Source organism: uncultured Mucilaginibacter sp., assembly GCF_937859865.1.
Classification (GTDB): domain Bacteria; phylum Bacteroidota; class Bacteroidia; order Sphingobacteriales; family Sphingobacteriaceae; genus Mucilaginibacter_A.
On record NZ_CALMAT010000123.1, the window covers coordinates 1 to 24,511 of the forward strand.

The following is a 24,511-nucleotide window of genomic DNA, read 5'->3' on the forward strand; positions in this document are numbered from 1 at the left end:
GATGTAGGACGATGCTGTTTTTACCTGCACTTTTTCGCCGTCTTTAAACTGGATATAAGCGCCTTTGCCTAAACCTTCTGCCGTGGTAGAATCTGCATGAACCGTGTTTTTTTTATTTTCCCAGGTTCCGAAAGCTTTGATTGGCTGGTCAAACTTCAGCACAAAAAAACTTTTCCAGCCGGCTTTAAAACCTTCGCCATTGTTTACATAACCGGTGATTTTATTTTCTTTGGGATAGATTTTTACGCCGCTGATCCTCGTATAGCCATCCAAAACCAAATAACTTTTTTTTCCTTTGGGATAAGTAAAACGCAAATGTGCGCCGCGTTCGGAAGGGGAAATTTCCGTCGTGATTTGGTTATCAAACTTTACTTTGTAGTAATTCGGTTTCGCAATTTCGTTGGCGTGGCTAAATTTTGCTTCCCGTTCATTCTCATTTACTACCAGTTCACCAGTTTCGGGCATCAAAGAAAAAACGGCATAATCCCGCGTCCACGAACTGCATTGGTGCGCCTGCTGAAACCCGCGGATATGGTCTTTAAAATACTGATATTTCCAGCCGTCGCCGTTTTTGCCGGTTTGCGGCGTCCAGGTGTGCATGGCAAAAGGCAAAGCGGTTGTCGGGTACGTATTTCCCCTGGTCAGTTCTTGTTTAGAATTGGTGCCTTGCAGCGTGTTAACGTATTTAACCAAGTTGATTTCTTGCGCAAACAAAATTTTGCCCGGTAAAAACAGCATCAGCGAGATCAAGGGTTTGAGGTTCATGTTGTAGCTAAGAATCTGTTAAATTCAAAAAATTGCAATGCTTCTTTTATCGGTATAAAATTGGTGTTCGTTAGGTTTTTTGTGGAGAAGAAGCTCGGCAATTTAAGTTTTTATGCGATAAAAGAAGCATCGGCATTTTTAAAAAACGGATAGCGGATTTTAGATAATCGTTACCAGGAAACATCAACCTTTATCCCATCAGGGCTGTTATCAAAACTAAGATAGCAGGTTTTTGAAGAGGCGTCCCATGCTGTTTTTACCTCATTAATTTTTTCACCTTTACTGTTGGTAACCGAAACGTTTTTTGGTTGTGAGGGCAACAACACGCGCATACTGTTGACGGTATTTATCGGGCTTTTACAGGTAAAAGTGTACTTGTTGGAAGCTCTGGCCTCATCATAAATCCTGGCTGCCGAAGCCAAAACCTGAGGCTTTGTTTTATCGGCAACACGGTTTACCACGTATAATAATGATTGCTCGCCGGGGTTTACGGTTTTTTGGGCAAGTACCGGCAATTGCGGATCGAACAAATCTATCACCGGCCCTTTTATCGTGTAGGGCTTGCTGTCGGTATTTTCATCCAATACGGCAACAAGATCATAAGGCCCGCGCTCTAAGTAAAGGCTGTTTTTAAACAACAATTTTCCTGCTTTGGCATCATTTTCATAACCCTGTTTTACTAGATTTACAAAAGCACTGTCGTTGTTTGCCTGCATTACAAATTCCTTTGGGTTTTGCCTTAACACATAAACTGCGCCTTTGCCAACTTTAAATTTTTGGTTGTCTTTTGTTGGGTTGATGCCCAATAGTTTGAATAAATGCTGCGATGGCGCTGCAAATTTGTTTCCGTTGGTGTCCCACCATTCCATTACCGATTGGTAAGGGTCATCATCCTTGCCGCAATAAATTAATATCCCGCCCTGTTTTACCCAATTGGCCAGTTCAGTATGCACTTCGGCCGATACCGGTTTCATGTTGGAATAGCTCATCACCAAAACCTTAATATCTTTTAAAGAAGCAGCATAACCCAAGTTTTCCATATGCACGGTTTGCACGGGTACGCCTCGTTTTAACAAAGGCAATGTTTGTCCGTAAAAATTGGAAAACTGCGGGTCTTCAAAACCATTATGGGTGGGGAAACGCTGAAACATCAACGTATTGCTCATCAATACGCCAATACCGTTTACACCTAATACCCGGTTGTCTGATTTTGGCATACTGTTTAAAGCGTTCACCATAACCTGCATTTGGGTTGAATAAAAATGTGGGATCAATGTTTTTTCGTTGCTTCCAAGCACCGGATACGGATGGGTGTAGATGCGTTCCGGCCAGGGCATTACTTCATAATCTGCAACCATTGGGTATAAAAGCTTGGCCGTAAAAGTAGCCTGGTAGTTGCGTTTGTAATCGCTCCAGTCGTGTACGCGGTCTTCGATCGGGTCTGTCAGTAAAAAAACTTTGCGCTTGGTCGGTGCGGTCATGGAAACCACGGATCCGTATTCAAGGAAAGCATTTTCAAAAACGCGTTCTTTTTCTTTACCATCAAAATAAGTTGGTTCGCGAGAAGTGCCCGTCCAAACCTGGGCGATGTAACCATCAATACTTGGCAACGAAGCCAAACTTGCCTCCGGGCTTACAATTTGCCATGAAGCGTAGTTAACAAGCGAGTGCGTTGGTATAAAAACCTTAATATTCATCCCTTTGCTTTTGCCATAAGCTTTGGCATAAATAGATACTTGTTTTATCGCCTCATAATATAAATGGTATTTTAGTTTGCTCGATAGATAGGTGTTTTCGGCCGATGCGTCCTGCGGTTTCCAAGGGAAGCCGTAATATTTTTGCCATTCTTCTTTAAATGGCGCACTATAACCTGCCCGTGCCCAGAACTCCGGCTCTTCCAAAAAGATGGTGCTGATGCCGACATCAATCACTCTTTTAACAACAGCCGTTTGCATATAATCAATAAACGATTGTACCGGGACAACGTAAGGCATGTTTTTGCCGTGCATAATGGTATCGCCTTTGATGGTTACTTGGCCCACGCCGAGGTGGTTTTTTCCGTCCCATTTGCCCAAAAAGTAATCAAAATATTCGCCCCAGGCAATGCCCGTCATAAAATTTACTTGATAGCCATGGTCGCGCCAGGATTTAACGCGCTCTTCAAAAGTCATTCCCGGACGGTCATTTGTACCATAAACAATCGCAATGTCAGACCGTACATCAATTTCGGGCCTCCAGGGGCTGCTGGTTTGGAATGCGGTTTTTTCCCTGAGTTTTGTTTGAGAAAAAGCATCTCCACAATTAAAAACAAAGCCTAAAGAAACAGCAATGGCAAGGTAGGTTTTTATACTTTTCATTGTAAAGCAAATTTGGTAAGCGCTTGGCCAGGTTTTATTGGTTTTATTTCGGATGCTTCTTTTAGCACATAAAAATCAGTGGTTCAAATCTCCTGAAAAGGAACCGGCAGGCACAAATTTTTACCCGGTAAAAGAAGCATGGAGAGTTACATCATTCCGGCAGCCCTAATATCGTATGTTTTTTTAATACCTGTTGTGCCTTTCGGCAAAACCTTTCAAAAACTTATCCTGATTTTTTAGCCATAAAAACAGCATTGGCATAGCTGCATTTTCATCAGCCATGGGTTAAAACTTGTACCGGGTTTCTGCGTATAAGCTACGGCACAAGAAAATAGGTTCCGGTGCATAAATTCCCCAAACTGTGGAGCAAATTTCTCAATTAATTTTAATTGAATAAATAAATGCTAAATTTAAAGCCTCATGCAGATGGTACAGAACTTAAGCCACTGAACCGGATTTAAACCTAAAATAAACTTCATGATTCTATCAATACTGCAATAAATCCATTCGTTTATGAAAAAACCTATCCTTATTAAAAATTTTATCAACCACCGCTTTGCCCTTTGTTTTGCTGTTTCGTGTGGTTGTCTGGTTTTGTCGGCCCAAGTCCGTGCGCAATACCGCGCGCCGCAAGATACGGCCAAAACTAAGCGTTCGCCAAACGACCCGTTGTCTACTTTTAAAACCACCACACAGCCTTACCAGCCTGATTCGCGCGTTATCGGCGCTGCGGTAAAAGCGGCCGAAATGCTGGCAGATACTACCAAATACGACACCAAAAAAGGCGTTCCCATCCAACAATTGTTTAGCAGCGATGACCTGCAATATGTGGTGAAGCAGGGCGCAAACGGCGTTGTGGTGTTGTTTGATTTGGTGAACAAACATTTGCCCAAAGGGGAAAGCATTAATTTCAGGACGGAGAACGAAGCAGAGGTAACCTCCAGCACTAACCCTTTGGTATTGAGCAACCTTCGGGCAACGGTTGCGGCCAAGCCGGGCTCTATTTCCAGCAATGAGGCTCAATGGAAAGAAAACATCTTTCTGGCTTATATGGCGCGGGATTATGCCACCAAACTGAGCAATACCATCACCATCACTTCGGCCACGCGTGAAATGCGTGAAACACCAGGTTTGTCCATCATTGATTATGACGGAAAAGAAATTACGCTGAAGCAGATTTTGGCCAATAACCAGTCGAAAGGGAAAAACAAATACGAGGTAGAAAAAGCAGCGGTATTAGATTTTCGCGAGCATACTTTCCCCGGAAAAATCTCCAAAGAAAACGCCAACGAGAACTACCGGCGCGCGCTTTTTCAATTGATTGATTTGCAGCAGGGCGATATCAACCGGCACCCGGCAACCCGCAGTTTTGTTGAGGTTTTGACCAATGACCTTAAAAAAGGCCAAAGCAGCAATGTGGTAAACGCGCTGAAAAACAACAACTTCTTTGATGCGAATGTACCGGGAACGCAGGGGCCGGTTTTGTTGACGGAAGATTCTGTCATCAACGCAAATAAAATACAAGCCCGTGCCCACGATAAAGCGATGGAACTGATGACGCTGACCGCTTTGCATTATGGCGAGCGCGATGCCGTAAAACTGTTAAAAAGTTTGGTGGAAGGCAAAGGCGCCATCCCGGCCAAGCAAACCACCGAGTTTACGCCAAAACGTTTGAGCGAACTAACCAACCACGGCACCGAGCAATTAAAATCTTTAGGTTTTGGAAAAAGCAAAACCAATGACATGGCCAATTCTGACTTGGTTTTGGTTGCCGTAGCTTCTCCGGACGTGCCTGTTATCATTCGGCCAAAAGCTTATTTAACCCTGCAGCAGGTAGGGGCCGGCATTGTTAATTATTATGCTTCTACTGAAACCAGGGAAACAAAAAATGCGGTTTTGTTTAACCCGACGATCAGTTTAGGTAGCCGCCATACCGAATACCGTGCTGCTTTTGATGCCGTTGATTTCGTCCCTGAGTTTTTAAACGGCAATGCTGTTAACCAAAAAGGCTCCCGTGTTACGCAAAATGGTTTAGAAATGCGCTTAGGCTCTGATATTTACTTTTCAAACATGATTAACATTATAGAAAAAGGTGTTAAACCGGTTATCTACCCGGAGTTTGGCGTGCTTGTAGGTATCGGGCAGCGCAGTGTTGGCGATGACAACAGCACTACGCCTGGGCCGTTGGGCGCAGTGCCGCAATACAAAAGCAGTTACTTTAACTGGGGCGGACATGTTGGTTTAAACGTTGGGCCGTTTTTGGTAGCTACAGATGCCACCTATTTAACCACAGGCGAACGCAGCAACCCAGACGAAAGGTTTTTTGACCTTTCCCAAGGGATGACTTATTACCGTTATACTGGCCTGGCCCATGTCATAAACTTTGGGTTGGGCAAAATTGCCGAAGGCCAAGGTTCGCACCTGACCGTAGATTTGGAGTATACCGGCGAAACCAACAATACCGGTATTAAAAACAAAACCATTTCGGCAGGCGGCAACGGGCAAACAGGCAATGGCGAGTGGGACCGCGATTACAACCGTGCACACCCGGGCGGCGGACCGTTAAATGTGGCCATTGCCAATACGATGATTGTAAACGGCGATGTAAAAGCGACTTATGCGGCCAGCAGTTATGGAGCCGTACATGTGGGCATCCAAAAAGCCAATGTTGAGTTTAAAGGTACGGCAGGGCTTTATAATTTATATACCGTACCCATTAACGGCGCTAAGTTGATCAGTACAGAGACTTTTAAAAATACCGTTAACGGAAACTTGTTTGGCGCGTTAACGATTACTTACCATTTTGCTTCAGGCAGTTTAAGTACCAAGTACAAGAAAACCGAAACTTATCAATCTACCAACGGCAACGAAACGCCGCATAAAGTGGATGAGGCATCGAGCGAAGTTAAAACTACTTTTGGCCCGAGGAACCATGCTATTTTTACCAATGCAAAATCAAGGCTTGCACCAAATACCGACGCGCCCCCGGTTCAATAACAGGTAATTCTTTCAAAAATATTAACCCTTGTAAATGCTTCTTTTACAAGGGTTTTTTTTATGTGAAGGAATTTTGAATGGTGATTTTGGCTAAAGCACCGACACTTAAATTTATGCCCTAAAAGAAGCATCAAAGCAAACAGAACAAATTATACAAGCAGTATTTTCTGTGCCGAAAATGCCGTTCCATTCCCCGTGAATAAACCTACATTCGCAGCATCAACCAGTTAAACCCTGATGAAAACCGCTGCAAAACCAAAGCTCCGTTTGATAGACGAATACTTTAAAAAATACGCCGAAAACCACCAAAACCCCGGCAACGAACGCATCCATTGGGTTTGCGTCCCGCTCATCGTGTTTAGTTTGCTGGGCTTGGTTTGGGCAATTCCGTTTCCACACATCAAATTTTTGGGCAGTTTTAACGGCATGTTCAACTGGGCTTCTTTTCTCATCGCTTTTGCCATTTATTACTATTACAAGTTATCGTCCGTGCTGTCTTATTTTATGCTGATGATCGTGATGCTTTTTTGTTACCTCATCTCTTTATTGGTCAAATGGCAGGAAGCCGGCGGCCCGCATTTATGGCAATCGTGCCTCGTTGTTTTTGTGTTTTCTTGGATCGGTCAAATCATTGGGCATAAAATTGAAGGCAAAAAACCTTCGTTTTTGGATGACCTGAAGTTCCTGCTGATCGGCCCAATCTGGCTGCTCCACTTTGTGTTAAACAGGTTTCGGATAAAATATTAACACGGCAAAAACGAATTAATAATTATTACAACGTTCTGCTTTGTATAAGCAATAAAATTTATTAGCATTGCTTTGAAGTTTTTACAAACCAAATTATCAAACCCAAAAGTAAACCACCATTTGCTTTAACCGTTTTGTTTGGCTTTCATCAAACCCAGTATAAAAAATTTTGCCGGAGATGGAAAAAATCAACAAACGGACATTATTTTATGACGATGAGAAAATCCAGACTAATCATTGCGTTACTGATCAATGCTGTTTTTACCACACAAAATTTAGTACACGCACAAACAACCAATCTTTTTGATGGCAAAACGTTAAACGGCTGGCAGCGCGTGGCCGGAACGGCAGATTACAAAGCTGAAAACGGCGAAATTGTAGGCACAACCGTTATCAATTCGGGCAACAGTTTTTTGGTAACAAAAGAAGTATATCGGGATTTTGTGCTGAATTTGGATGCGAAAATAGAAAGCACCGAAAGCAATTCAGGCATCCAACTCAGGAGCCATTACAATACCGAAGGCCACAACGGCAAAGTTTACGGCAGGCAGGTAGAAATTGACCCATCGGCGCGTGCCTGGTCGGGTGGAATTTATGATGAAGACCGGCGGCAATGGCTGTACCCGTTAGATTTGAATGCCAAAGCCAAAACCGCTTTTAAAGTTGGGCAATACAACCACATCAAAATAGAATGTATCGGCAACGAAACCAAAACCTGGATCAACAATATTCCGGTTGCTTATGTGGTTGATACGATTGACCGCGAAGGTTTTATCGGTTTGCAGGTCCACGCCGTTACCACTGCAGTGCAAGCCGGAAAAAAAGTGTATTTTAAAAATATCAAAATCCAAACTTCCAACTTAAAACCAAGCGCTTTTCCTGCTGATATTTATGTGGTAAACAACGTGCCCAACTTTATCAACAATGATGAAAAAGCACACGGCTGGAAATTATTGTTCAACGGAAAAACTTCGGAAGGCTGGAGAAGCGCAACAGCGGCAACTTTTCCGGAAAAAGGCTGGAAAGTTGGAGACGGATTATTGACCGTTTTAAATTCTGCCGGAAAAGAAGCGGCAAACGGCGGGGACATTGTTACCACAGATTTGTACAGCGCATTTGATGTTTCCTTCGATTTCAAACTCACGCCCGGCGCCAACAGTGGGCTAAAATATTTTGTAACGCTGAACGAAAAAACAGAAGGTTCGGCCATTGGCTTGGAATACCAGGTTTTGGATGACGATTTGCACCCGGACGCGAAACTGGGCCGTGATGGCGACCGGAAATTGGGTTCTTTATATGATTTGATCCCGGCAAACAAGCAGGCGCGTTTCATTCATCCGATTGGTGCCTGGAATACTGGCCGCGTGGTTGTTTATCCCAACAACCATGTGGAACATTACCTTAATGGTATAAAAGTTTTGGAATATGACCGTGGTTCTAAGGAATTTGAACACTTGGTCAGCCTCAGCAAATACAAAATCTGGCCGAACTTTGGCGAGGCAAAAGCCGGGCATCTGCTTTTGCAGGATCACGGCAACCAGGTTTCATTCCGCAGTATCAAAATCAAAGAATTACACTAATTTTTACCCGATAAAAGAAGTATGGAAAATTCTCGTCGGCAGTTTATCAAACAAGCTGCCCTGGCCGGTGCCGGTGTTATGGTTTCTAAAGTTGGATGGAGCGCGCAAAGCTACAATCGTATCATTGGTGCGAATGACCGTGTGCGGGTTGGTGCAGTTGGGTTTTCGGACAGGCACAGAAGCACGCACATGCCTTGTTTTATGGACCACTACAAAGAACTGAACTTTGATTTTGTGGCTGTATCTGATATTTGGAACAAAAGAAGGGAAAACGGCGCAGCTATGTGGAAAGAAAAAATGGGGCACGATGTGGCCGCCTGCCGCAACAACGAAGAAATGTATGATAAAAAGCTGGTGGATGCCGTTTTTGTAGGCACGGCCGATTTTCAGCATGCGTTGCATGCGTTAGAAGCGGTGAAAGCCGGTTGCGATGTGTATTGCGAAAAGCCTTTTGCAGAAACGATGGAAGACAACCGGAACGCGTTAAAGGGCATTAAAGCAACAAACAGGATTGTACAAATTGGTTCGCAAAGAAGGAGCGGCAGCAATTATCATGCAGCCAACGAGTTTATCCGTTCCGGGAAGTTTGGGCCGATCACGATGGTAGAACTTACCTGGAACGTAAACCAGCCCGGCCGCTGGCGCCGCCCCAAAGAAGTGCCTTTGTTAAAAGAAGAAGACACCGACTGGAAACGATTTTTAATGAACCGGCCGCACGATACTTTCGACCCAAGGAAATACCTGGAGTTTCGTTTGTTTTGGCCGTATTCTTCCGGTTTGCCGGGCCAATGGATGAGCCATCAGATAGATACCGTACATTGGTTTAGCGGCTTGCCACATCCGCGAAGCGTAGTAGCCAACGGCGGAATTTATGCCTGGAAGGATGGTCGTAAAAACTGGGACACCATTTCAGCAGTTTTTGATTATGGCCCGATGCAAGATCCGGCAAACGGTTTTCAGGTTACTTTTTCTTCGCGGATGCACAACGGCGATGATAACCCGGCCGAAATTTACTATTCCAACGGTGGCGAATTAAACCTCAATACCAACAAAGTTTCGCCAAAAGGCGGCCTAACCAAAGAATTTGCTGCAGCAATGGGCATGCAACCTAATTTATTGCCCGAATTGAGTTTATCTAATACAGAAAAAGTAGTAACTTCTGCCAATACTGGCGGCGATGTATTGACTTCAAACCATGTGCGTAATTGGATGGAATGTATCCGCAGCCGGAAAGAGCCACATGCTCCGGTAGAAGTGGGCTACAATCATTCCATCGCTACCATCATGACGAACGCTGCCGTACATACCGGCCAAAAAGTTACGTTTGATGAAAAAACGCAGGAAGTAATGGCTGGCGGCAAAGCATTTAAATATTAGTGGTAAAAGAAGCATCGGCTATGAAAAATTATTTAAAATACTTAACGGTTTGCGCTATCGGCATTTCGTTTTTTTCAGTTGCTTTTGCCCAAACTGGTGAAAAGGTAAATGTGCTAAAGGAAGTAAATAAAAATAAGGTTGATGTTTTTATCGGCTCAAAACCGTTTACCAGCTTTTTGTATCCAGATACGTTGGAAAAACCAGTTTTATACCCGGTTTTTACCGCCGAAGGAACCGATGTAACCCGAGGTTTTCCGTTAAACCCTAAACCCGGCGACCCAACCGACCATCCTCACCACATTGGCATCTGGTTTAATTATGAAAATGTGAACGGGTTGGATTTCTGGAACAACTCGTACGCCATCCCAAAGGAGAAAAAAAGCCAGTACGGATGGATCAAAACGGATAAAATACTCAACTTAAAAAGTGGTGCAAAAGGCGTATTGGCGTATCATGCCAATTGGGTAAACCAACAAAATTCGGTTTTGCTGGAAGAAACAACGCAATTTGAATTTACAGCAGTTGGCCATGAGCGTTTGATTGATCGAACTACTACCTTAAAAGCCAACACCGATGTTAATTTTACCGATGCCAAAGATGGTTTGTTGGGGATGCGTTTGGCGCACCAACTGCAAATGCCGACCAAAGAAGACCAGAAATTCACAGACGATAAAGGCAACGTAACCATCGTAAAAGGCGGAACAGACAATGTTGCCAACGGAAATTACATCACCAGCGAAGGTAAAACCGGGAACGATGCCTGGAGCACACGCGGCAACTGGTGCAAAGTTTACGGCAAAATGGGAACGGATTCGGTGAGGGTGATGATTGATCATCCGCAAAACCCAAACTACCCAACCTTTTGGCACGCCCGGGGCTACGGCTTGTTTGCCGCAAACCCGCTTGGCGAAAAGATTTTTACCAACGGCAAAAGCGCCAAAAATTTACAGTTGAAAAAAGGGCAATCCATTACTTTCCGTTACCGTGTTGTGGTTGATGAAGGTAAAAACGCTATTTCTACCGCCCAGATCCAAAAGTTTGCGGCTGATTTTGCCTCAAAAAAGTAAGGGTAAAAGAAGTATGGCTAGTTGGCAAAAAGGGGAATCTTAACTTGGCTATGCGTATTAAATTTTGGCAACGATATACATATTTACAGTAGGTAAAATTTAATTTCCTTAATGCTCTGTATTAAGTATATTAAACATAGAAAATTAACAATAATTAATTTAAAAAATTATTTGCAAAACTTTTTATAAATTTGGTGGTCTTTAAAGTAGACAAAAAATATCCACAGTTAGAACAAACTAACGTTCAAATATTTCGTAAAAAAATACGTTTTTATTTGTAAGGAGTTTAGTTATGAACAACACAGAGCAAAATCACACAGATTTCTTATTTACAACCCCCACTTATTTAACAGGGGCAGCTACTATTTTTAATTTGTCAGGTAATTTTTATGAGTATAACTCATGCGAAACTGGTGAAGAAGCCGATAGAATAGCAATAGCGAACGACTTTAATATTACAGGAGATGATTTAAAAAAATCCATTTCCAAAATAACGGGGAAATAATCTTTTGCTGATGGCAAATGTCAGGAAAAAACCAAAACCCAATGATGGTGAAGTAATTAAAACAGAAGCGGATATTGTTAGCAAGATTGATCCTAAACTTTTCAACAGCGTTAATATCCTGATAAACAACAGGCACTGGTAAGACAAATTTTAAGCATTACAAAAACGCAAAGTGGACCGCTACCAGACCCTGAAACCTTACAGGAATACAAAGAAATATATCCAGAAAGTGTACAAATAATTTTTGATGTTTTTAAAAATCAATCCAATCATAGGATTGCTATGGAAACAAGGGTTGTAACTTCCCAACAAAAACAAAGTGCGTGGGGACAAAATTACGCTTTTATAATTGCAATGTTCGTTTTCGCGGGTTCGATGTTTCTAATATATTTAGGCCATGAAGTTTCAGGTGGTATTTTAGGGTCAGTTGACCTCGTTAGTTTGGTAACAGTATTTATATTGGGTAGATTTTACCAAGCAAACAATTTACAATCCAAAAACCCCCAAAAAACGCTAACTAAAAAGCCATAGATATTTATTTCTATTTTGGTTTCCCTACTTTAATTACAGCACTTCTTTTATGCCCTAATTTTATACCTGCTGCCTTTCCCCTAAATTCCTGGTACTTAAAAACCAAAGCATTTAACCGGTGTTTAAATTATTATATTTAATGATAACGACCACAGGATTTAACCAACCAAAAACAAGAAAACATGAAAAACCAACCAGCAGATAAAAAAACCCGTCCCGGAACTTCGCCGGAAGATGCACCAGACCCAGAAACCACAAACGATACCGGTTATGCAGGCACAACCAACGCCGTTAGCGAAAACCACCAGGACAAAGACGGCTACAAAATCGCCATAGAAGATACGATGATTGGTTACGATGGCCACGAAGAACAGATGAATATGGATTTGGGCAATGGCACCGGAAACGTAAATACCAAAAACACGCGCGGTATTGATGACAACGATTGAGTATTAATGCTTCTTTTAGCAGCATAATTTACAGGTGTTTAAAGGATTGGTTTTCTTTAAACACCTGTTTGCATTTTAGGCTGATATTTTAAAATCAAGCGTTCTAACTTTCTGTCTGTATCAAACCATAACATTGGTTGGCAATCTCCAATTCTTCATTCGTTGGCACAACCAGGATTTTAACTTTAGAGGTCGGCGCGCTTAAATCCCGAATCCCTTTTTCGCGTTTGCTGTTTGCTTCTTCGTTTAGTTCGATGTTGAGCCAATCCATTTCGGCACAAACCATTTTGCGGATCAATGCATCATTTTCGCCAACGCCAGCAGTAAAAACGATGGCATCCAAACCATTTAGCGCAGCGGCGTAAGCGCCAATATATTTTTTGATGCGGTAAGCGTACATTTCGTAAGCCAATTGTGCATCCGGGTTTCCTTCGTTGATGGCTTTGGTAATGTCGCGCATATCGCTAAAACCGGTCAAGCCCAACATGCCGCTTTGTTTGTTCAACAAATTGCTTACTTTGTTAACATCAAAACCTAATTGGTTAACCAAATAAAAAATAACAGTTGGATCAATATTGCCGGAACGTGTCCCCATTATCAAACCATCCAACGGACCAAAACCCATGCTCGTATCAATTGCTTTTCCAGCTTTGATCGCACTCATGCTGCAACCGTTTCCTAAATGGATGGTGATGAGTTTAGCATCCGGTTTATTCAAATATTTAGCGGTTTCGTTCGAGACAAACTTATGGCTCGTTCCATGAAAGCCGTAAACCCGGATGTTGTAATCCGTATAATAAGGTTTCGGGATGGCATAACGAAAAGCTGCGGCAGGCAAAGTCTGGAAAAAAGCCGTATCAAAAACAGCAATATGCGTGGCTTTGGCAAAGATTTTTTCGGCCACTTCAATTCCACGGTAAGCAGACGGATTGTGCAAAGGCGCCAGTTGAAAAGTTTGCTTTAGTTTTTCTTTTACTTCGGAAGTAATAATGGTGGGCGTGGTGAAATCTTTTCCGCCGTGAACCACGCGGTGCCCAACAACTTCAATATCGTCCGGGTTTTGGATCACGCCGGTTTCCTTGTCCGTCAATAAGCGGTTTACTTCTTTCAAAGCCGTTTCCAAATCGGGTATTTCCAACGTTTGGCTGCTGTTGTGCTCCTGTCCGTTGATAGTGGATTTATAAGTGATCACGGAATTTTCCAAACCAATCCTTTCTACCAAACCAATGCAAACCGGCGCGGAAGAAGGCATTTTAAACAACTGGTATTTAATGGAACTGCTGCCGGAATTGATAACGAAAATGTTCATGGTGGATTGTTTTAGGATTTGTTGCCGGTGCTTCTTTTATCGGGTAAAAATTGGTGAAGGGTTACTTTTATGTTGAAGCAAATACTGAATTTTAGGTGGTAAAAGAAGCATTATAAAATTAATAGTTTACACATCCTGACATTGAATAGCCGTAATAATCACCGTGTTAAAAACGTCATCCACAGTACAGCCGCGGCTCAAATCATTTACTGGTTTGTTCAGACCTTGCAGCATCGGTCCGATAGCCAACGCGCCAGTTTCGCGCTGCACAGCTTTGTACGTGTTGTTTCCGGTATTTAGGTCGGGGAAGATGAGTACACTTGCCCTTCCTGCCACTTCCGATCCCGGCATTTTGCTGCTGCCAACCACTAAATCTACAGCCGCGTCGTATTGGATTGGCCCTTCAATTTTTAAATCCGGCCGTTTTGCTTTGACGATTTCTGTAGCACGGCGCACTTTTTCTACGTCTTCGCCTTCGCCGGAGGTTCCGGAAGAGTAGGAAAGCATTGCAACCCGTGGTTCAATCCCAAAACGAATACTGCTTTCTGCTGATGAAATCGCAATTTCGGCTAATTGTTCGGCCGTTGGGTTTGGGTTCACAGCGCAATCACCAAAAACAGAAACCCGATCGGGCAAACACATAAAGAAAACCGAGGAAACCACCGAAATGCCTGGCTTGGTTTTTAAAAACTGCAAAGCCGGTCTGATGGTATGTTGTGTGGTATGCACCGCGCCAGAAACCATGCCATCTGCGTGGCCTTTGTAAACCATCATCGTGCCAAAGTAAGAAACATCGGTCATCATGTCCCGCGCCATTTCTAAGTTTACGTTTTTGTTTTTGCGCAGCTCGTAAAGCGTGTTCACGTAATCATCGTAATGCACATCGCTGGCCGGGTTTACTATTTTTACCTTGCTCAAATCTAGGCTGATATCCAGCTTGTTGATAATGGCTGCAATTTGTTCCTGATCGCCAAGCAAAGTGAGGCTGACAATATCCTGGCTGATCAGCCTTGCGGCGGCTTTTAGTATCCGTTCGTCTGTCCCTTCGGGCAAAACAATGTGCTTTTTGTTGCTTTTTGCCCAGCTTGTAATCTGATATTGAAACATGCGTGGCGTAATGCCCGAAGGTTTTAGCGTGATGATGCGCTTGTCCAGTTCCGGCATGTTGATGTACTTGTTAAATGTATCAATAGCCAATTGGATTTTTTGGGTATTGCCTGGCGTAATTTTGGAACGGATGGCGCCAACTGTATTGGTAGTTTCAAAGGTTCCCGTTTTAACGGCAATGATGGGCACAACGGTTTCAGAACCTTCGATCAACCTTAAAATCGGTTCTTCCGGCTCGTAGCCCGCAGACAAAACAATGCCGGCCACTTTTGGATAACTGGTAGAAATATTGGCCTGCAACGCGCTGATGATGATATCGCCGCGGTCGCCGGGCGTAACAATCAATACGTTTTCCTTGAGGTAATTCAAAAAGTTGGGCACGTTCATCGCGCCGGTAACAAAATGATCAACCTGGTTGGACAAGTGTTCTTTGCCGAACAACAGCTTGCCATCCAGTTTTTCATATACTTCTTTTACCGATGGATTTTGGAGCGTTTTATCTTCCGGTATTACAGCGATCAAAATACCAGGCGATAATTGCTGCTTTAATAAATCTTCCACGTCCCGGATGCTTTGCTGCTTTACTTTATTGGCCACAATGGCCAGAACTTGTATCTCCCGCGCACCAAAATTATGGATGGCCGTTAGCGCGCCGTTAACCACTTGCGCCGTTGTTTTTCCTTCGCCCGAAACCACAATGATAACCGGCGCGCGCAGGTTTTTAGCAATCTGTACATTGATCTCAAATTCAAAAGCCGCGCCTTCGCCCTGGTAATCCGTTCCTTCAACCACCGTAAAATCGTATTTGTCTTCCAGGTTTTTAAACTTACGGATGATGGTATCAATCATTTCGCCTTCGCTTTCGGTTTCCATCTGGCGCATCGCTTCCTGCCATGAAAAAGCGTTGGTATCTTCGTAAGCGATCGGCAGATCAAAATGCGTGAGGATGGTGTTGATATGGTCGTCCTTTTTTTCGAGCAAATTCTGGCTGATAATCGGCTTAAAAAAACCAATTTTCTGCGCTTTGCCCAAAAGCATGTTTACCAGCCCGATGGAAATGATGGATTTTCCGCTGTAAGCTTCGGTGCTGGCAATGAATACTGTTTTTATCATACAAAAATTTGTGTTGCTATCTGCAATAACAGATAAAGAAACACAAGCTGTTTTTGTTGGGGCGAGGTGAGAAATTGGTGCTTTCGCTTAGAAAATCATTTCCCTAAAACCCTTTTTTCAACGCCTTCGTTGGTGATTTTTACCGGCAAAATCAAACCATCTTTATCAAAATACATTCGGTCAATGCAAGTTTCGCGGTGGTTACCATCCGTGGTAGTTAAAGGGCGGCGGTGGTAAACGATGTACCAGTCGTCCGTTTTTGGGATGTGGATAACCGAATGATGGCCGGCACCGGTTGCAATCGTTGGATCCTGCTGCAAAATCTTTCCAATACGTTTGAAAGGGCCCAAAGGCGAATCGCTGATGGCATACGCCACGCTATAATCAGGGCCGGTCCAGTTCCCTTCAGACCACATTAAATAATATTTGCCCTTTCGGGCAATCATGTAAGCACCTTCTACATAATGCTCCGGCGTGATGGATTTGAAAAGGCTGCCATCAGCAAAAGGGATAAAACCGGTAAAATCAGCATTTAGTTTGCCGATGTTGCAATGCTGCCAGCCGCCGTAAATCAGGTAATATTCACCGTTTACATCTTTAAACACAAACTGGTCAATGGGTTGCGCGTGGTTGTAAAACTTGCTAACCAAAGGTTTGCCCAAATGATCAATAAAAGGGCCGCCGGGTTTATCGGAAACGGCAACGCCAATACCGCCCAACTGGTTGTCGTTTTGAATGTCGTTCGCGCCAAAAAACAAATAATATTTTCCGTCTTTCCGGGTAATGGAAGGCGCCCAGATAGAGTAAGCTGCCCATTTTACATTTTCTATAGATAAAACTTTGGGATGTTTTTTCCAATGGACAAGGTCTTTGGAAGAGAAAGCATCCAAAAAAGTTTGCTTTAAATATTGTTTGTTGATGGTGTTTTGCTGCGTTTTTAATTGCAACGGCGAAAGTTTGGGCTGAGGTGAAGGTTTACCGTAATCATCAGAATAAGTTGGATAAATCCAGTACGTATCATCAAAAATAATCCCTTCCGGATCGGCATACCAACCGGGGAAAACCGGGTTTCCGGATGTTGTCGCCGCCTTTTTTTGTTGGGCAAATAAGGTGTTTCCTCCAATCAGCAGGAAAATAGCAAGGAATGCGAGGCTTGTTTTTTTCAATTTTATTAGGATAAGCTGGTTTAGGCGGTCAGGTTTTTTTTGGAAAGATCGGTTTTATCCGGCAAATTTCAAATGCTTCTTTTACCGGCAAAAAATCAGTGATCAAAGCGTTTGTTTTCAAAAAATCAACACTAATAAAGGTTCTAAAAACGGATAAAAATATTTTCATTTCAGGTATTTATACGTATTTTGTTGCAACAATATTTACCTACATTTACTTTATTTAACTAAAAACTATGAAAACGGAATTGACCAAACGTTTGCTGGGTTTTTTGATCAAACGAGGGTATAAATATTGCCTTTCTCAAATCACCTGTATTGATAAACAAGATGCCTACACCGGCATTACTTTAAAGCCTGTAAAAAAGCACCCAAACCTGGGCAAGCTGCCGCAGCCATTTCAAAATTATTACAACATTATACAAGAACCGCTGCAAATGGCATCCGGGATATCAGGCACGCAAATTTGGGTAGAGCTGAGCGGAAAAGACTTTGAAAGGTTCCATAACGTAACTTAGACGTTAAAAAAAGCACCGGAAAGCTTAATGTTCGGCCAGCAGTTCCTTCAGTTTTAAAAGTACGGTTTTGGATTTTTGATCGCTGCTGTTCCAGTTGCCTTTGTTGTATTGGTTAATTAACTGGGCCAATGAGGTATCAAAAGCTTTTTCTGCGTCCGCCCGTTGTTTTTCTGTTACGCTGATTTGAAGTTCGGGCAAACTGATCTGGTAAAAACCGTCTTTCACCCGCACTTCTGCCGAAAGCTGCCTGCTCAGGAAAACAACTTTTTGGTCAACCTTAACTTTTTTAACTTGGTAAGGATAAACATCTTGCCGGGCAGTTTCTGTAACCAAAACTTTTTTATAAGTTGACCTTTTGCCAAAAAGGTCGTTTTCTTCGCCCGTTTTAACCAATTGGTAATACGTTTCTATCGCTTCTTTGGCTTTTTTTACAGCTTCGAGCATCAGTTTGGTCAGCAATTCCTGGTCATCTGTTTTAAGCCATTTTTTTGAAGTTGATGTTGGACTGTCCCCAAAATAAACGGTAAAGTTTTCCTGGTTGATCAGTTCATCATAAATTGGTTTAAAAATATTGATCCGTTGTTTTGCGCTGTATCTTTCGGCCATCTTTTCGACAGTATCGGAACTAAAAAAAGCATCGGTAAAAACAGTATCGGCAAACAAAGCAAAGCATGCTTCTTTTAGGGCCATAAAATTGGTAAGTGTTTTAAACGGATAATTTGCGGGCGAAAGATCAGGCGCGAGAGCAAAAGTCATCCGGGCGAAATCAAAATCAGTCATCCAAAGTTTTGTTGCCGCCAAAAACAGCTTGGTTTCTTTTTTTAAGGCCGAAGTTTGCTCGCTGTACCGGTTTTGGATTTCGGCTTCTGCCAAGTTTACAAAAGAAGTTTCCAGTGCATTTAGTATTTTGGCCAAAGCGCCTGCCCCGATCACTTTTTCCTGCGCCGGCTGCAGTTCTATCCTGATGTAAACCGCTTGTATCGCCTTGTTAAAAAACGTTTGCACTGTGTTTGTCCTGCTCTTTAAAAAATGTAGTTAGGAAACAAACGAAGCTTTTTTTGTTTGATTTTTGCATTTAGGTTTTATACCGGTTTTTAATCAGCCTAAAACTTAATGCTTCTTTTACCGGGTAAAATTTAAACCAGCAAAACATGCCATTCTACAAAAATTCTCCGCTTCAAAAACTGATTGACACGTTGCCGCAACAAGGAAAAGTATGCTGGATTGGTGTACGGACAGCCAGAAAAAAGGAGGTGCTTGTTTTAAAAACCGTGGAAGCCATCACGCAAAAAGGGCTGGCAGGCGATCATTTTTCCGGTTCTGAAGGTAGTAAAAGACAGGTTACTTTGATCCAGCAGGAACACCTCGGTGCCATTGCTTCTTTTATGCAGGTAAAAGAAGTATCAGCGGAAATGCTGAGGCGCAATTTAGTAATTCAAGGCATTAACCTGCTGGCCTTAAAAGATAAAACGTTTTGGGTAGGCGAAGTTTTGCTGGAATATACGGGCGAGTGCCATCCTTGTTCGCGGATGGAAGAAATTTTGGGCGAAGGCGGGTACAATGCCGTCCGCGGGTATGGCGGGATTACGGCGCGGATATTAAACGGCGGGACGATAAGCCTGGGCGATGCGCTTAAAGTAGCATGAAACCCAATAAATAGGTTGGAGTAATTTTATATTTTGCTATTGCAACAATTGCGTTACCGGCAATTAACCAGCAACAATATGTTCAATTTTGTGTTTCGATAGCAGTAACCATAATTACTGATGCACCCTTTTCAATCTGTAAAAATATTAATTTTCATCCTTGCTGTTTTGCTGGTTGCAAAACCGGTGGTTGCATTTAATATGTACAAAAGGGTTTTAAATACGGATAATCAGTCTAACCGTTTTTTGCTATCTAAGCTGATCAGAAAAAGAAAAGAAGGGGAATACACGGAAGATGTTGTGGCAGAAATGAGTTCTGTTCAACAAAAAATTGCTGCTCCAATTTTTAAACTGTTGCTGCGTTATGCTTCTTTTATCGCACTATTTTTAGGTTTCGGGTTTTGGGATTCCATCCGTAAAATCACCTTTCATTTAAAAAACACTTTTTTTAAAATTGTACCCGCGGACCAGTATTTCCTGCTGTTTGGCAAACTAAGCATTTGATTTTTTCTGAAAAATTTCAGCCGCAATTTCTTCGGCTGTTTTTGAATTGGGCAAGTTTTTCCGCTTGCACCAGCCCTCGTTATTTTTTCAGAAAATCTAACAACCACTTATGCTTAGCTTTAAAAAAGCTTGTGTACTGTTCCTGCTCTTTTTAATAGAAAGCCGGGTTTATGCACAGCAACAACCTGCACAAATCAATCTAAATACTTTACTCAACCGCATTAGCCAAAATGCGCCTTCCTTAATAACAGATTCTGCTGCCATTAAAATCCGCCAGGCAGAAGCAAAGGAAACACGGTATAACTGGCTGCCCAACCTAAATTTGAATTACCAGGCCGATATTGGCACTAATAATAATACAGCTGGTGGTTATTTTGGCTTTGGCATTATTCCGTCTAATACGGGTGGCAGGCGCACTACCAGCAATACCGACCCGGCTTTAACCAATTTAGGTATTGCTTCTTTTGATTGGGAAATTTACAACTTTGGCGCTTATGGCGCCCAGAATAAAGTGGCAGCTTCTGAAGTCAATACCGAACAAAACCTGTTTCTTCGTTCCAAATTTCAGTTGCAGGGTTATGCCATCAGTAGTTACCTGGAACTGCTGCGCCTGCAAGGACTGCTTTTGATTCAGCAGAAAAACATTCAGCGGAACGAAGAGATCCGGCGTTCTATTTTGTCGCTTGCCCGTAGCGGCGTAAGGGCTGGTGTAGATACTTCTATTGCAACGGCAGAACTTTCTAAAGCACGGTTAAATTATATCGAACTGGCCAACCAATCCAAACAGGTGCAGTTGCAGCTTGCCGCTATCAGCGGTATCCCTGCCGTGCAAATGGTTGCCGATACCAATGCAATCCCTCAGTTGATCTCTTCTGCACCTGTTGCGGCTTTGCCGGGAATAGATACAGCCAATCATCCTTTAATTAACTATTACAAATCACTTTACGAAACCAGCCGGCAACGAGAATTACTGGTTAAAAAAAGCTATAACCCTAAAATATTATTGGAAGGGGCGGCTTGGGGGCGTGGCGCAAGTGTTGACAACAGTGATAATTTTAATGCTTTATCAACCGGCTGGGGCTTTCAACGCAGTAATTATTTGGTCGGCGTAGGCATTAGTTATAATATTTTTGATTTAAAAAGAAGGCAGCTTCGGCTTGGGGTTCAAAGGGCAGCAACCAATTATTCTTTAAAAACTTTGCAGGAACAGCAAAATGTGTTGTCGCTGAGTTTGGGCCAGGCCAATGCAGAATTATTTACGGCCCAAGACCGGCTTCGCGAAATACCCATACAGTTGCAGGCGGCCGAATCGGCATACCGGCGCAACTTCTCGCTTTATAAAAACGGCTTGACCAATATTGTGGAGCTGGATGCCGCTTTAAATATTCTTTTCCGAGCAGAAACGGATTATACCAATGCCCAAAATGCTTACTGCCGGGCCTTGTTCCAAAAAGCCCTCGCCCAAAACCAAGTTGGGTCATTACTTAACCTATTAAAATAACAAGTATATGTCAATGGTCACCTCCGCACTCAAAAGGCCGATCACCACGATGGTCATCACCATGAGCCTTTTAATATTTGCAGTGCTTGCCGCAATAAAAATCCCGATTGATATTTTCCCGCAGCTAAACCTGCCTACCATTTATGTGATTGAATCTTATGGTGGTATGTCGCCACAGCAAATGGAAGGTTTTTTCTCCACTGGTTTGCAAAACCAGTTTTTATACATCAACGGGATAAAAAACATCACCAGTAAAAATATCCAGGGCCTGACATTGATTAAACTGGAGTTTTACGAAAGCACCAACATGGCCGAAGCTTCGGCACAGGTAGCTTTGCAGGTAAACCGGGCCACCAGTTTTTTTCCGCCGGGAGCTTTGCCGCCGCAGGTTATCCGTTTTGATGCCTCTTCTTTGCCGGTTGGGCAGTTGGTTTTTTCAAGCCCTTCCCGAAGCCTAAAAGATATTTATGATTTGGCCGCCACGCGCATCCGGCCGATGTTTTCTACCATTCCCGGCCTTTCTGCACCTCCGCCGTTTGGCGCCAATGCACGTTCGATCACGATTAATGTTGATCCCGACAAGCTGCGCAGTTATAATCTCACGCCGGACGAAGTGGTAGATGCGCTTTCTAAGTTCAATGTAATGTCGCCTTCGGGCAACCTTCGGTTGGATAATACCATTTATCTGACAACGATGAACAGCCTAATCAGGAATTCAGAAAACTTTGGCAACATTCCGGTTAAAACCCAAAATGGTGTGCCCATTTTTGTAAAGGATGTGGCGCGGGTGGCCGATGCCGCCGATGTTACCGTAGATTATGCTTTGATCAATGGCAAGCGTTCCGTCTATATTCCGGTGGTAAAAACAGCAGATGCTTCTACCTGGACAGTGGTGCAAAACCTGAAAAGCAAATTGCCAGAAATGCAGTCTTTGCTGCCGGATGATGTAAAGCTTTCCTACGAGTTTGACCAGTCCATCTTTGTGGTGAATGCGGTAAAAAGCTTAATGACCGAAGGCGGCCTGGGCGCTTTGCTAACCGGTTTAATGGTACTGCTTTTTTTGCGCGATTGGCGAAGCAGTTTGATTGTGGTGATTACCATCCCGGTTTCTATCCTGATCGGTGTGTTATTACTTAGCCTTTTTGGGCAGACGATCAATATCATGACCTTGAGCGGTTTGGCGTTGGCAATTGGTATTCTGGTTGACCAGGCCACGGTTACCATCGAAAATATCCACCAGCATTTAGAAATGGGCAAATCCAAACGGCTGGCAATTTATGATGCTTGCGAAGAAATTGCCTTTCCGTTATTGCTGATCCTGCTTTGTATCCTTGCTGTTTTTGCACCCTCTTTTTTAATGAACGGTATCCCAAAAGCCATGTTTTTGCCGCTTTCTATGTCTATCGGTTTAACCATGATCGTATCTTATGTGCTGGCACAAACGGTTGTTCCAATTTTAAGCAATTGGCTGATTAAAGCAGACCGTTATCAACATGGGCAGCATGGACATATTCATGCACATGCTGGGGAAGCATTAGACCGGCGGGAAGAAACCCAGGTAAACAACCATCGTTCTACCGAAGTAAATGAGCCGGGGGAAAATGATTTTTTTGAAAGGATAAAAGGAAAGTTTACCAGTATTCTCACCCGGTGGATGCCAAACAAACGCATAATTGTTCCTTTTTACTTAGTAACTGTTGTGCTGCTGGCGGGCCTATGCTTCTTTTATATAGGAAAAGATATGATGCCGAAAATAAACAACGGCCAGTTCCAGATGCGCATTAAAGAACCGGAAGGCACACGCTTAGAACGAACGGAGGATAAGTTTAAGCAGGTATTGCAGATCATCAATAAAACGGTAAATAACCATGTGGAGATTACTTCCGGTTATATCGGGTTGATCCCGAGCAGTTATGGCAGCAGTAACTTGTATATTTTCAATACCGGTACGCACGAAGCAGTTTTGCAGGTAAACCTCGACGAAAAATACAAGGTAAACATGGACGAGCTGAAAGACGCGCTTCGCAAAAACATTACGCACGAACTGCCTGAACTGCAAATTACTTTTGAACCAATTGACATGACCGAAAAGATCATGAGCCAGGGTGCATCAACACCAATTGAAGTGCAAGTTGCCGGAAAAGACATGCAGCAAATTGAAGGTTACGCCAATAAGGTAGTTGGTAAGCTTAAAAAAATCAGTTACCTGCGCGATGTACAAATTGTACAGCCACTGAAATTCCCGGTTATCGCCATAACGCTTGATCGTTTAAAAGCGGCACAATTAGGCTTGAATGTTAAAGATATTGCCCGGTCCGTTACAGCCAGCACTTCTTCCAGCCGTTTTACCGAGAAAAATTTGTGGCTGGATGAAAAAGGCGCTTACACTTATCAGGTTCAGGTACAAGTGCCGGAGTATGTGATGAACACGATGGACCAGTTGAAAGAAATCCCATTGGTTAAAGGGCAAAGCAGCCCGGTTTTGAGCGATATTGCCACTTTTAAAACCACGTATGTTCCGGGTGAATACGACCGGAGCGGGCCGCGCCGCTTTCTTACCGTTAGTGCCAATATCTATAAAAAAGATTTGGCCACAGCTACTTCTGACGTTAAAAAAGCCGTAGCATCATTAGGCACGCCGCCAAAAGGTTTGTTAGCAACCATCGGTGGAATGTCGGGATTGCTGGTTGATACTTTATCCAGTTTGCAAAACGGTTTGCTGTTTGCCATCCTGGTTATTTTCCTGTTGCTGGCGGCCAATTACCAATCGTTTAAAGTTTCTTTAACGGTGCTTTCTACTGTTCCTGCGGTGGTATTAGGTTCGTTGGTTATGTTGCTGATTACCGGTTCCACACTCAACCTGCAATCCTACATGGGCATGATTATGTCGGTTGGTGTATCGGTGGCCAATGCCATCCTGATTGTAACCAACGCCGAAAACCTAAGATTGGAATACAGGGATGCCACCAAAGCTGCCATCACCAGTGCTTCCATCCGTTTGCGGCCAATATTGATGACGAGCTTGGCCATGATTGCAGGAATGATCCCGATGGCTTCCGGAATGGGGGAAGCAGGCGAACAATCCGCACCGCTGGGCCGCGCTGTAATTGGTGGTTTATTCGCATCAACATTAGCGGCTTTATTTATCCTGCCGCAAGTGTTTGCCTGGGTACAAGGCAAAACCACTTATGATTCGCCTGCATTGATGCCCGAAGATGAACAAGAACCGGAAAAACACACGTACACCAACCTCGAACCAATTAACGCATAAC

18 protein-coding genes and 1 pseudogene are annotated in these 24,511 nt (G+C 43.2%); 13 read left to right on the plus strand and 6 right to left on the minus strand.

The annotated features are described in order from the left end of the window. Both Q0192_RS13260 and Q0192_RS13265 read right to left on the minus strand, forming a co-directional pair. Positions 1-765, minus strand: a pseudogene (locus Q0192_RS13260) (glycoside hydrolase family 92 protein); the annotation flags it as partial. A gap of 170 nt (positions 766-935) precedes the next feature. Further along, positions 936-3,122 (minus strand): hypothetical protein, encoded by a 2,187-nt coding sequence (locus tag Q0192_RS13265; protein WP_299289970.1) that lies wholly within the window; start codon positions 3,120-3,122, stop codon positions 936-938. A 513-nt stretch (positions 3,123-3,635) separates the two neighbouring features. Between Q0192_RS13265 and Q0192_RS13270 the strand changes: the two genes are divergently transcribed. From Q0192_RS13270 to Q0192_RS13300, 8 genes are all read left to right on the plus strand, one after another. After that, positions 3,636-6,119: a hypothetical protein gene (locus Q0192_RS13270; protein WP_299289971.1), complete on the plus strand. Its 2,484-nt coding sequence runs from the start codon at positions 3,636-3,638 to the stop codon at positions 6,117-6,119. Between the two features lie 237 nt (positions 6,120-6,356). After that, complete coding sequence (locus Q0192_RS13275; protein ID WP_299289972.1) at positions 6,357-6,866, plus strand: Mpo1-like protein; 510 nt, start codon at positions 6,357-6,359, stop codon at positions 6,864-6,866. A gap of 209 nt (positions 6,867-7,075) precedes the next feature. Beyond that, positions 7,076-8,446, plus strand: a complete 1,371-nt coding sequence (locus tag Q0192_RS13280) for a DUF1080 domain-containing protein (RefSeq protein WP_299289973.1) — start codon at positions 7,076-7,078, stop codon at positions 8,444-8,446. A gap of 21 nt (positions 8,447-8,467) precedes the next feature. Further along, entirely contained in the window at positions 8,468-9,823 is a 1,356-nt protein-coding gene (locus Q0192_RS13285) for a Gfo/Idh/MocA family oxidoreductase (RefSeq protein WP_299289974.1), read from the plus strand. Positions 9,824-9,843: 20 nt separating this feature from the next. Further along, positions 9,844-10,890 (plus strand): PmoA family protein, encoded by a 1,047-nt coding sequence (locus Q0192_RS13290; RefSeq protein WP_299289975.1) that lies wholly within the window; start codon positions 9,844-9,846, stop codon positions 10,888-10,890. Positions 10,891-11,182: 292 nt separating this feature from the next. Further along, positions 11,183-11,395, plus strand: coding sequence for a hypothetical protein (locus Q0192_RS13295; protein WP_299289976.1), 213 nt, complete (start codon positions 11,183-11,185; stop codon positions 11,393-11,395). Between the two features lie 156 nt (positions 11,396-11,551). Continuing rightward, positions 11,552-11,926, plus strand: a complete 375-nt coding sequence (locus Q0192_RS18810; protein ID WP_366518195.1) for a DUF2335 domain-containing protein — start codon at positions 11,552-11,554, stop codon at positions 11,924-11,926. Positions 11,927-12,108: 182 nt separating this feature from the next. Next, a complete protein-coding gene (locus tag Q0192_RS13300) occupies positions 12,109-12,375 on the plus strand; it encodes a hypothetical protein (protein WP_299289977.1) in 267 nt (88 codons plus the stop codon). Positions 12,376-12,478: 103 nt separating this feature from the next. Here the strand turns inward: Q0192_RS13300 and Q0192_RS13305 are convergent, their stop codons facing one another. The 3 genes from Q0192_RS13305 to Q0192_RS13315 form a co-directional block, all read right to left on the minus strand. After that, on the minus strand, positions 12,479-13,684 hold the full coding sequence (locus tag Q0192_RS13305) for an acetate kinase (protein WP_299289978.1): 1,206 nt from the start codon (positions 13,682-13,684) through the stop codon (positions 12,479-12,481). 126 nt (positions 13,685-13,810) lie between these two features. Then, positions 13,811-15,904, minus strand: a complete 2,094-nt coding sequence (gene pta / locus Q0192_RS13310) for a phosphate acetyltransferase (protein WP_299289979.1) — start codon at positions 15,902-15,904, stop codon at positions 13,811-13,813. Between the two features lie 95 nt (positions 15,905-15,999). Continuing rightward, positions 16,000-17,070 (minus strand): glycoside hydrolase family 43 protein, encoded by a 1,071-nt coding sequence (locus Q0192_RS13315; protein ID WP_299289980.1) that lies wholly within the window; start codon positions 17,068-17,070, stop codon positions 16,000-16,002. A 236-nt stretch (positions 17,071-17,306) separates the two neighbouring features. Here Q0192_RS13315 and Q0192_RS13320 point away from each other — a divergent pair, with 236 nt between their 5' ends. Beyond that, a complete protein-coding gene (locus Q0192_RS13320; RefSeq protein ID WP_299289981.1) occupies positions 17,307-17,588 on the plus strand; it encodes a hypothetical protein in 282 nt (93 codons plus the stop codon). Positions 17,589-17,612: 24 nt separating this feature from the next. Here the strand turns inward: Q0192_RS13320 and Q0192_RS13325 are convergent, their stop codons facing one another. Then, positions 17,613-18,593, minus strand: coding sequence for a hypothetical protein (locus tag Q0192_RS13325; protein ID WP_299289982.1), 981 nt, complete (start codon positions 18,591-18,593; stop codon positions 17,613-17,615). A 146-nt stretch (positions 18,594-18,739) separates the two neighbouring features. On the opposite strand from Q0192_RS13325, the gene Q0192_RS13330 reads away from it, so the two are divergent. The 4 genes from Q0192_RS13330 (at position 18,740) to Q0192_RS13345 (ending at position 24,510) form a co-directional block, all read left to right on the plus strand. After that, positions 18,740-19,234, plus strand: a complete 495-nt coding sequence (locus Q0192_RS13330) for an MOSC domain-containing protein (protein ID WP_299289983.1) — start codon at positions 18,740-18,742, stop codon at positions 19,232-19,234. A gap of 120 nt (positions 19,235-19,354) precedes the next feature. Continuing rightward, positions 19,355-19,738 carry a hypothetical protein gene (locus Q0192_RS13335; RefSeq protein WP_299289984.1) on the plus strand — a complete coding sequence of 128 codons (384 nt, stop codon included), beginning with the start codon at positions 19,355-19,357 and terminating at the stop codon, positions 19,736-19,738. Positions 19,739-19,847: 109 nt separating this feature from the next. Then, positions 19,848-21,239, plus strand: coding sequence for a TolC family protein (locus Q0192_RS13340; RefSeq protein WP_299289985.1), 1,392 nt, complete (start codon positions 19,848-19,850; stop codon positions 21,237-21,239). Positions 21,240-21,246: 7 nt separating this feature from the next. Further along, positions 21,247-24,510 carry an efflux RND transporter permease subunit gene (locus Q0192_RS13345; RefSeq protein WP_299289986.1) on the plus strand — a complete coding sequence of 1,088 codons (3,264 nt, stop codon included), beginning with the start codon at positions 21,247-21,249 and terminating at the stop codon, positions 24,508-24,510. Position 24,511: the final 1 nt, after the last annotated feature.

Coding starts and splice junctions, on each gene's coding strand:
- Q0192_RS13265 (WP_299289970.1), bottom strand. CDS start 3,122: ATGAAAAGTATAAAAACCTACCTTGCCATTGCTGTTTCTTTAGGCTTT.
- Q0192_RS13270 (WP_299289971.1), top strand. CDS start 3,636: ATGAAAAAACCTATCCTTATTAAAAATTTTATCAACCACCGCTTTGCC.
- Q0192_RS13275 (WP_299289972.1), top strand. CDS start 6,357: ATGAAAACCGCTGCAAAACCAAAGCTCCGTTTGATAGACGAATACTTT.
- Q0192_RS13280 (WP_299289973.1), top strand. CDS start 7,076: ATGACGATGAGAAAATCCAGACTAATCATTGCGTTACTGATCAATGCT.
- Q0192_RS13285 (WP_299289974.1), top strand. CDS start 8,468: ATGGAAAATTCTCGTCGGCAGTTTATCAAACAAGCTGCCCTGGCCGGT.
- Q0192_RS13290 (WP_299289975.1), top strand. CDS start 9,844: ATGAAAAATTATTTAAAATACTTAACGGTTTGCGCTATCGGCATTTCG.
- Q0192_RS13295 (WP_299289976.1), top strand. CDS start 11,183: ATGAACAACACAGAGCAAAATCACACAGATTTCTTATTTACAACCCCC.
- Q0192_RS13300 (WP_299289977.1), top strand. CDS start 12,109: ATGAAAAACCAACCAGCAGATAAAAAAACCCGTCCCGGAACTTCGCCG.
- Q0192_RS13305 (WP_299289978.1), bottom strand. CDS start 13,684: ATGAACATTTTCGTTATCAATTCCGGCAGCAGTTCCATTAAATACCAG.
- pta (WP_299289979.1), bottom strand. CDS start 15,904: ATGATAAAAACAGTATTCATTGCCAGCACCGAAGCTTACAGCGGAAAA.
- Q0192_RS13320 (WP_299289981.1), top strand. CDS start 17,307: ATGAAAACGGAATTGACCAAACGTTTGCTGGGTTTTTTGATCAAACGA.
- Q0192_RS13330 (WP_299289983.1), top strand. CDS start 18,740: ATGCCATTCTACAAAAATTCTCCGCTTCAAAAACTGATTGACACGTTG.
- Q0192_RS13335 (WP_299289984.1), top strand. CDS start 19,355: ATGCACCCTTTTCAATCTGTAAAAATATTAATTTTCATCCTTGCTGTT.
- Q0192_RS13340 (WP_299289985.1), top strand. CDS start 19,848: ATGCTTAGCTTTAAAAAAGCTTGTGTACTGTTCCTGCTCTTTTTAATA.
- Q0192_RS13345 (WP_299289986.1), top strand. CDS start 21,247: ATGTCAATGGTCACCTCCGCACTCAAAAGGCCGATCACCACGATGGTC.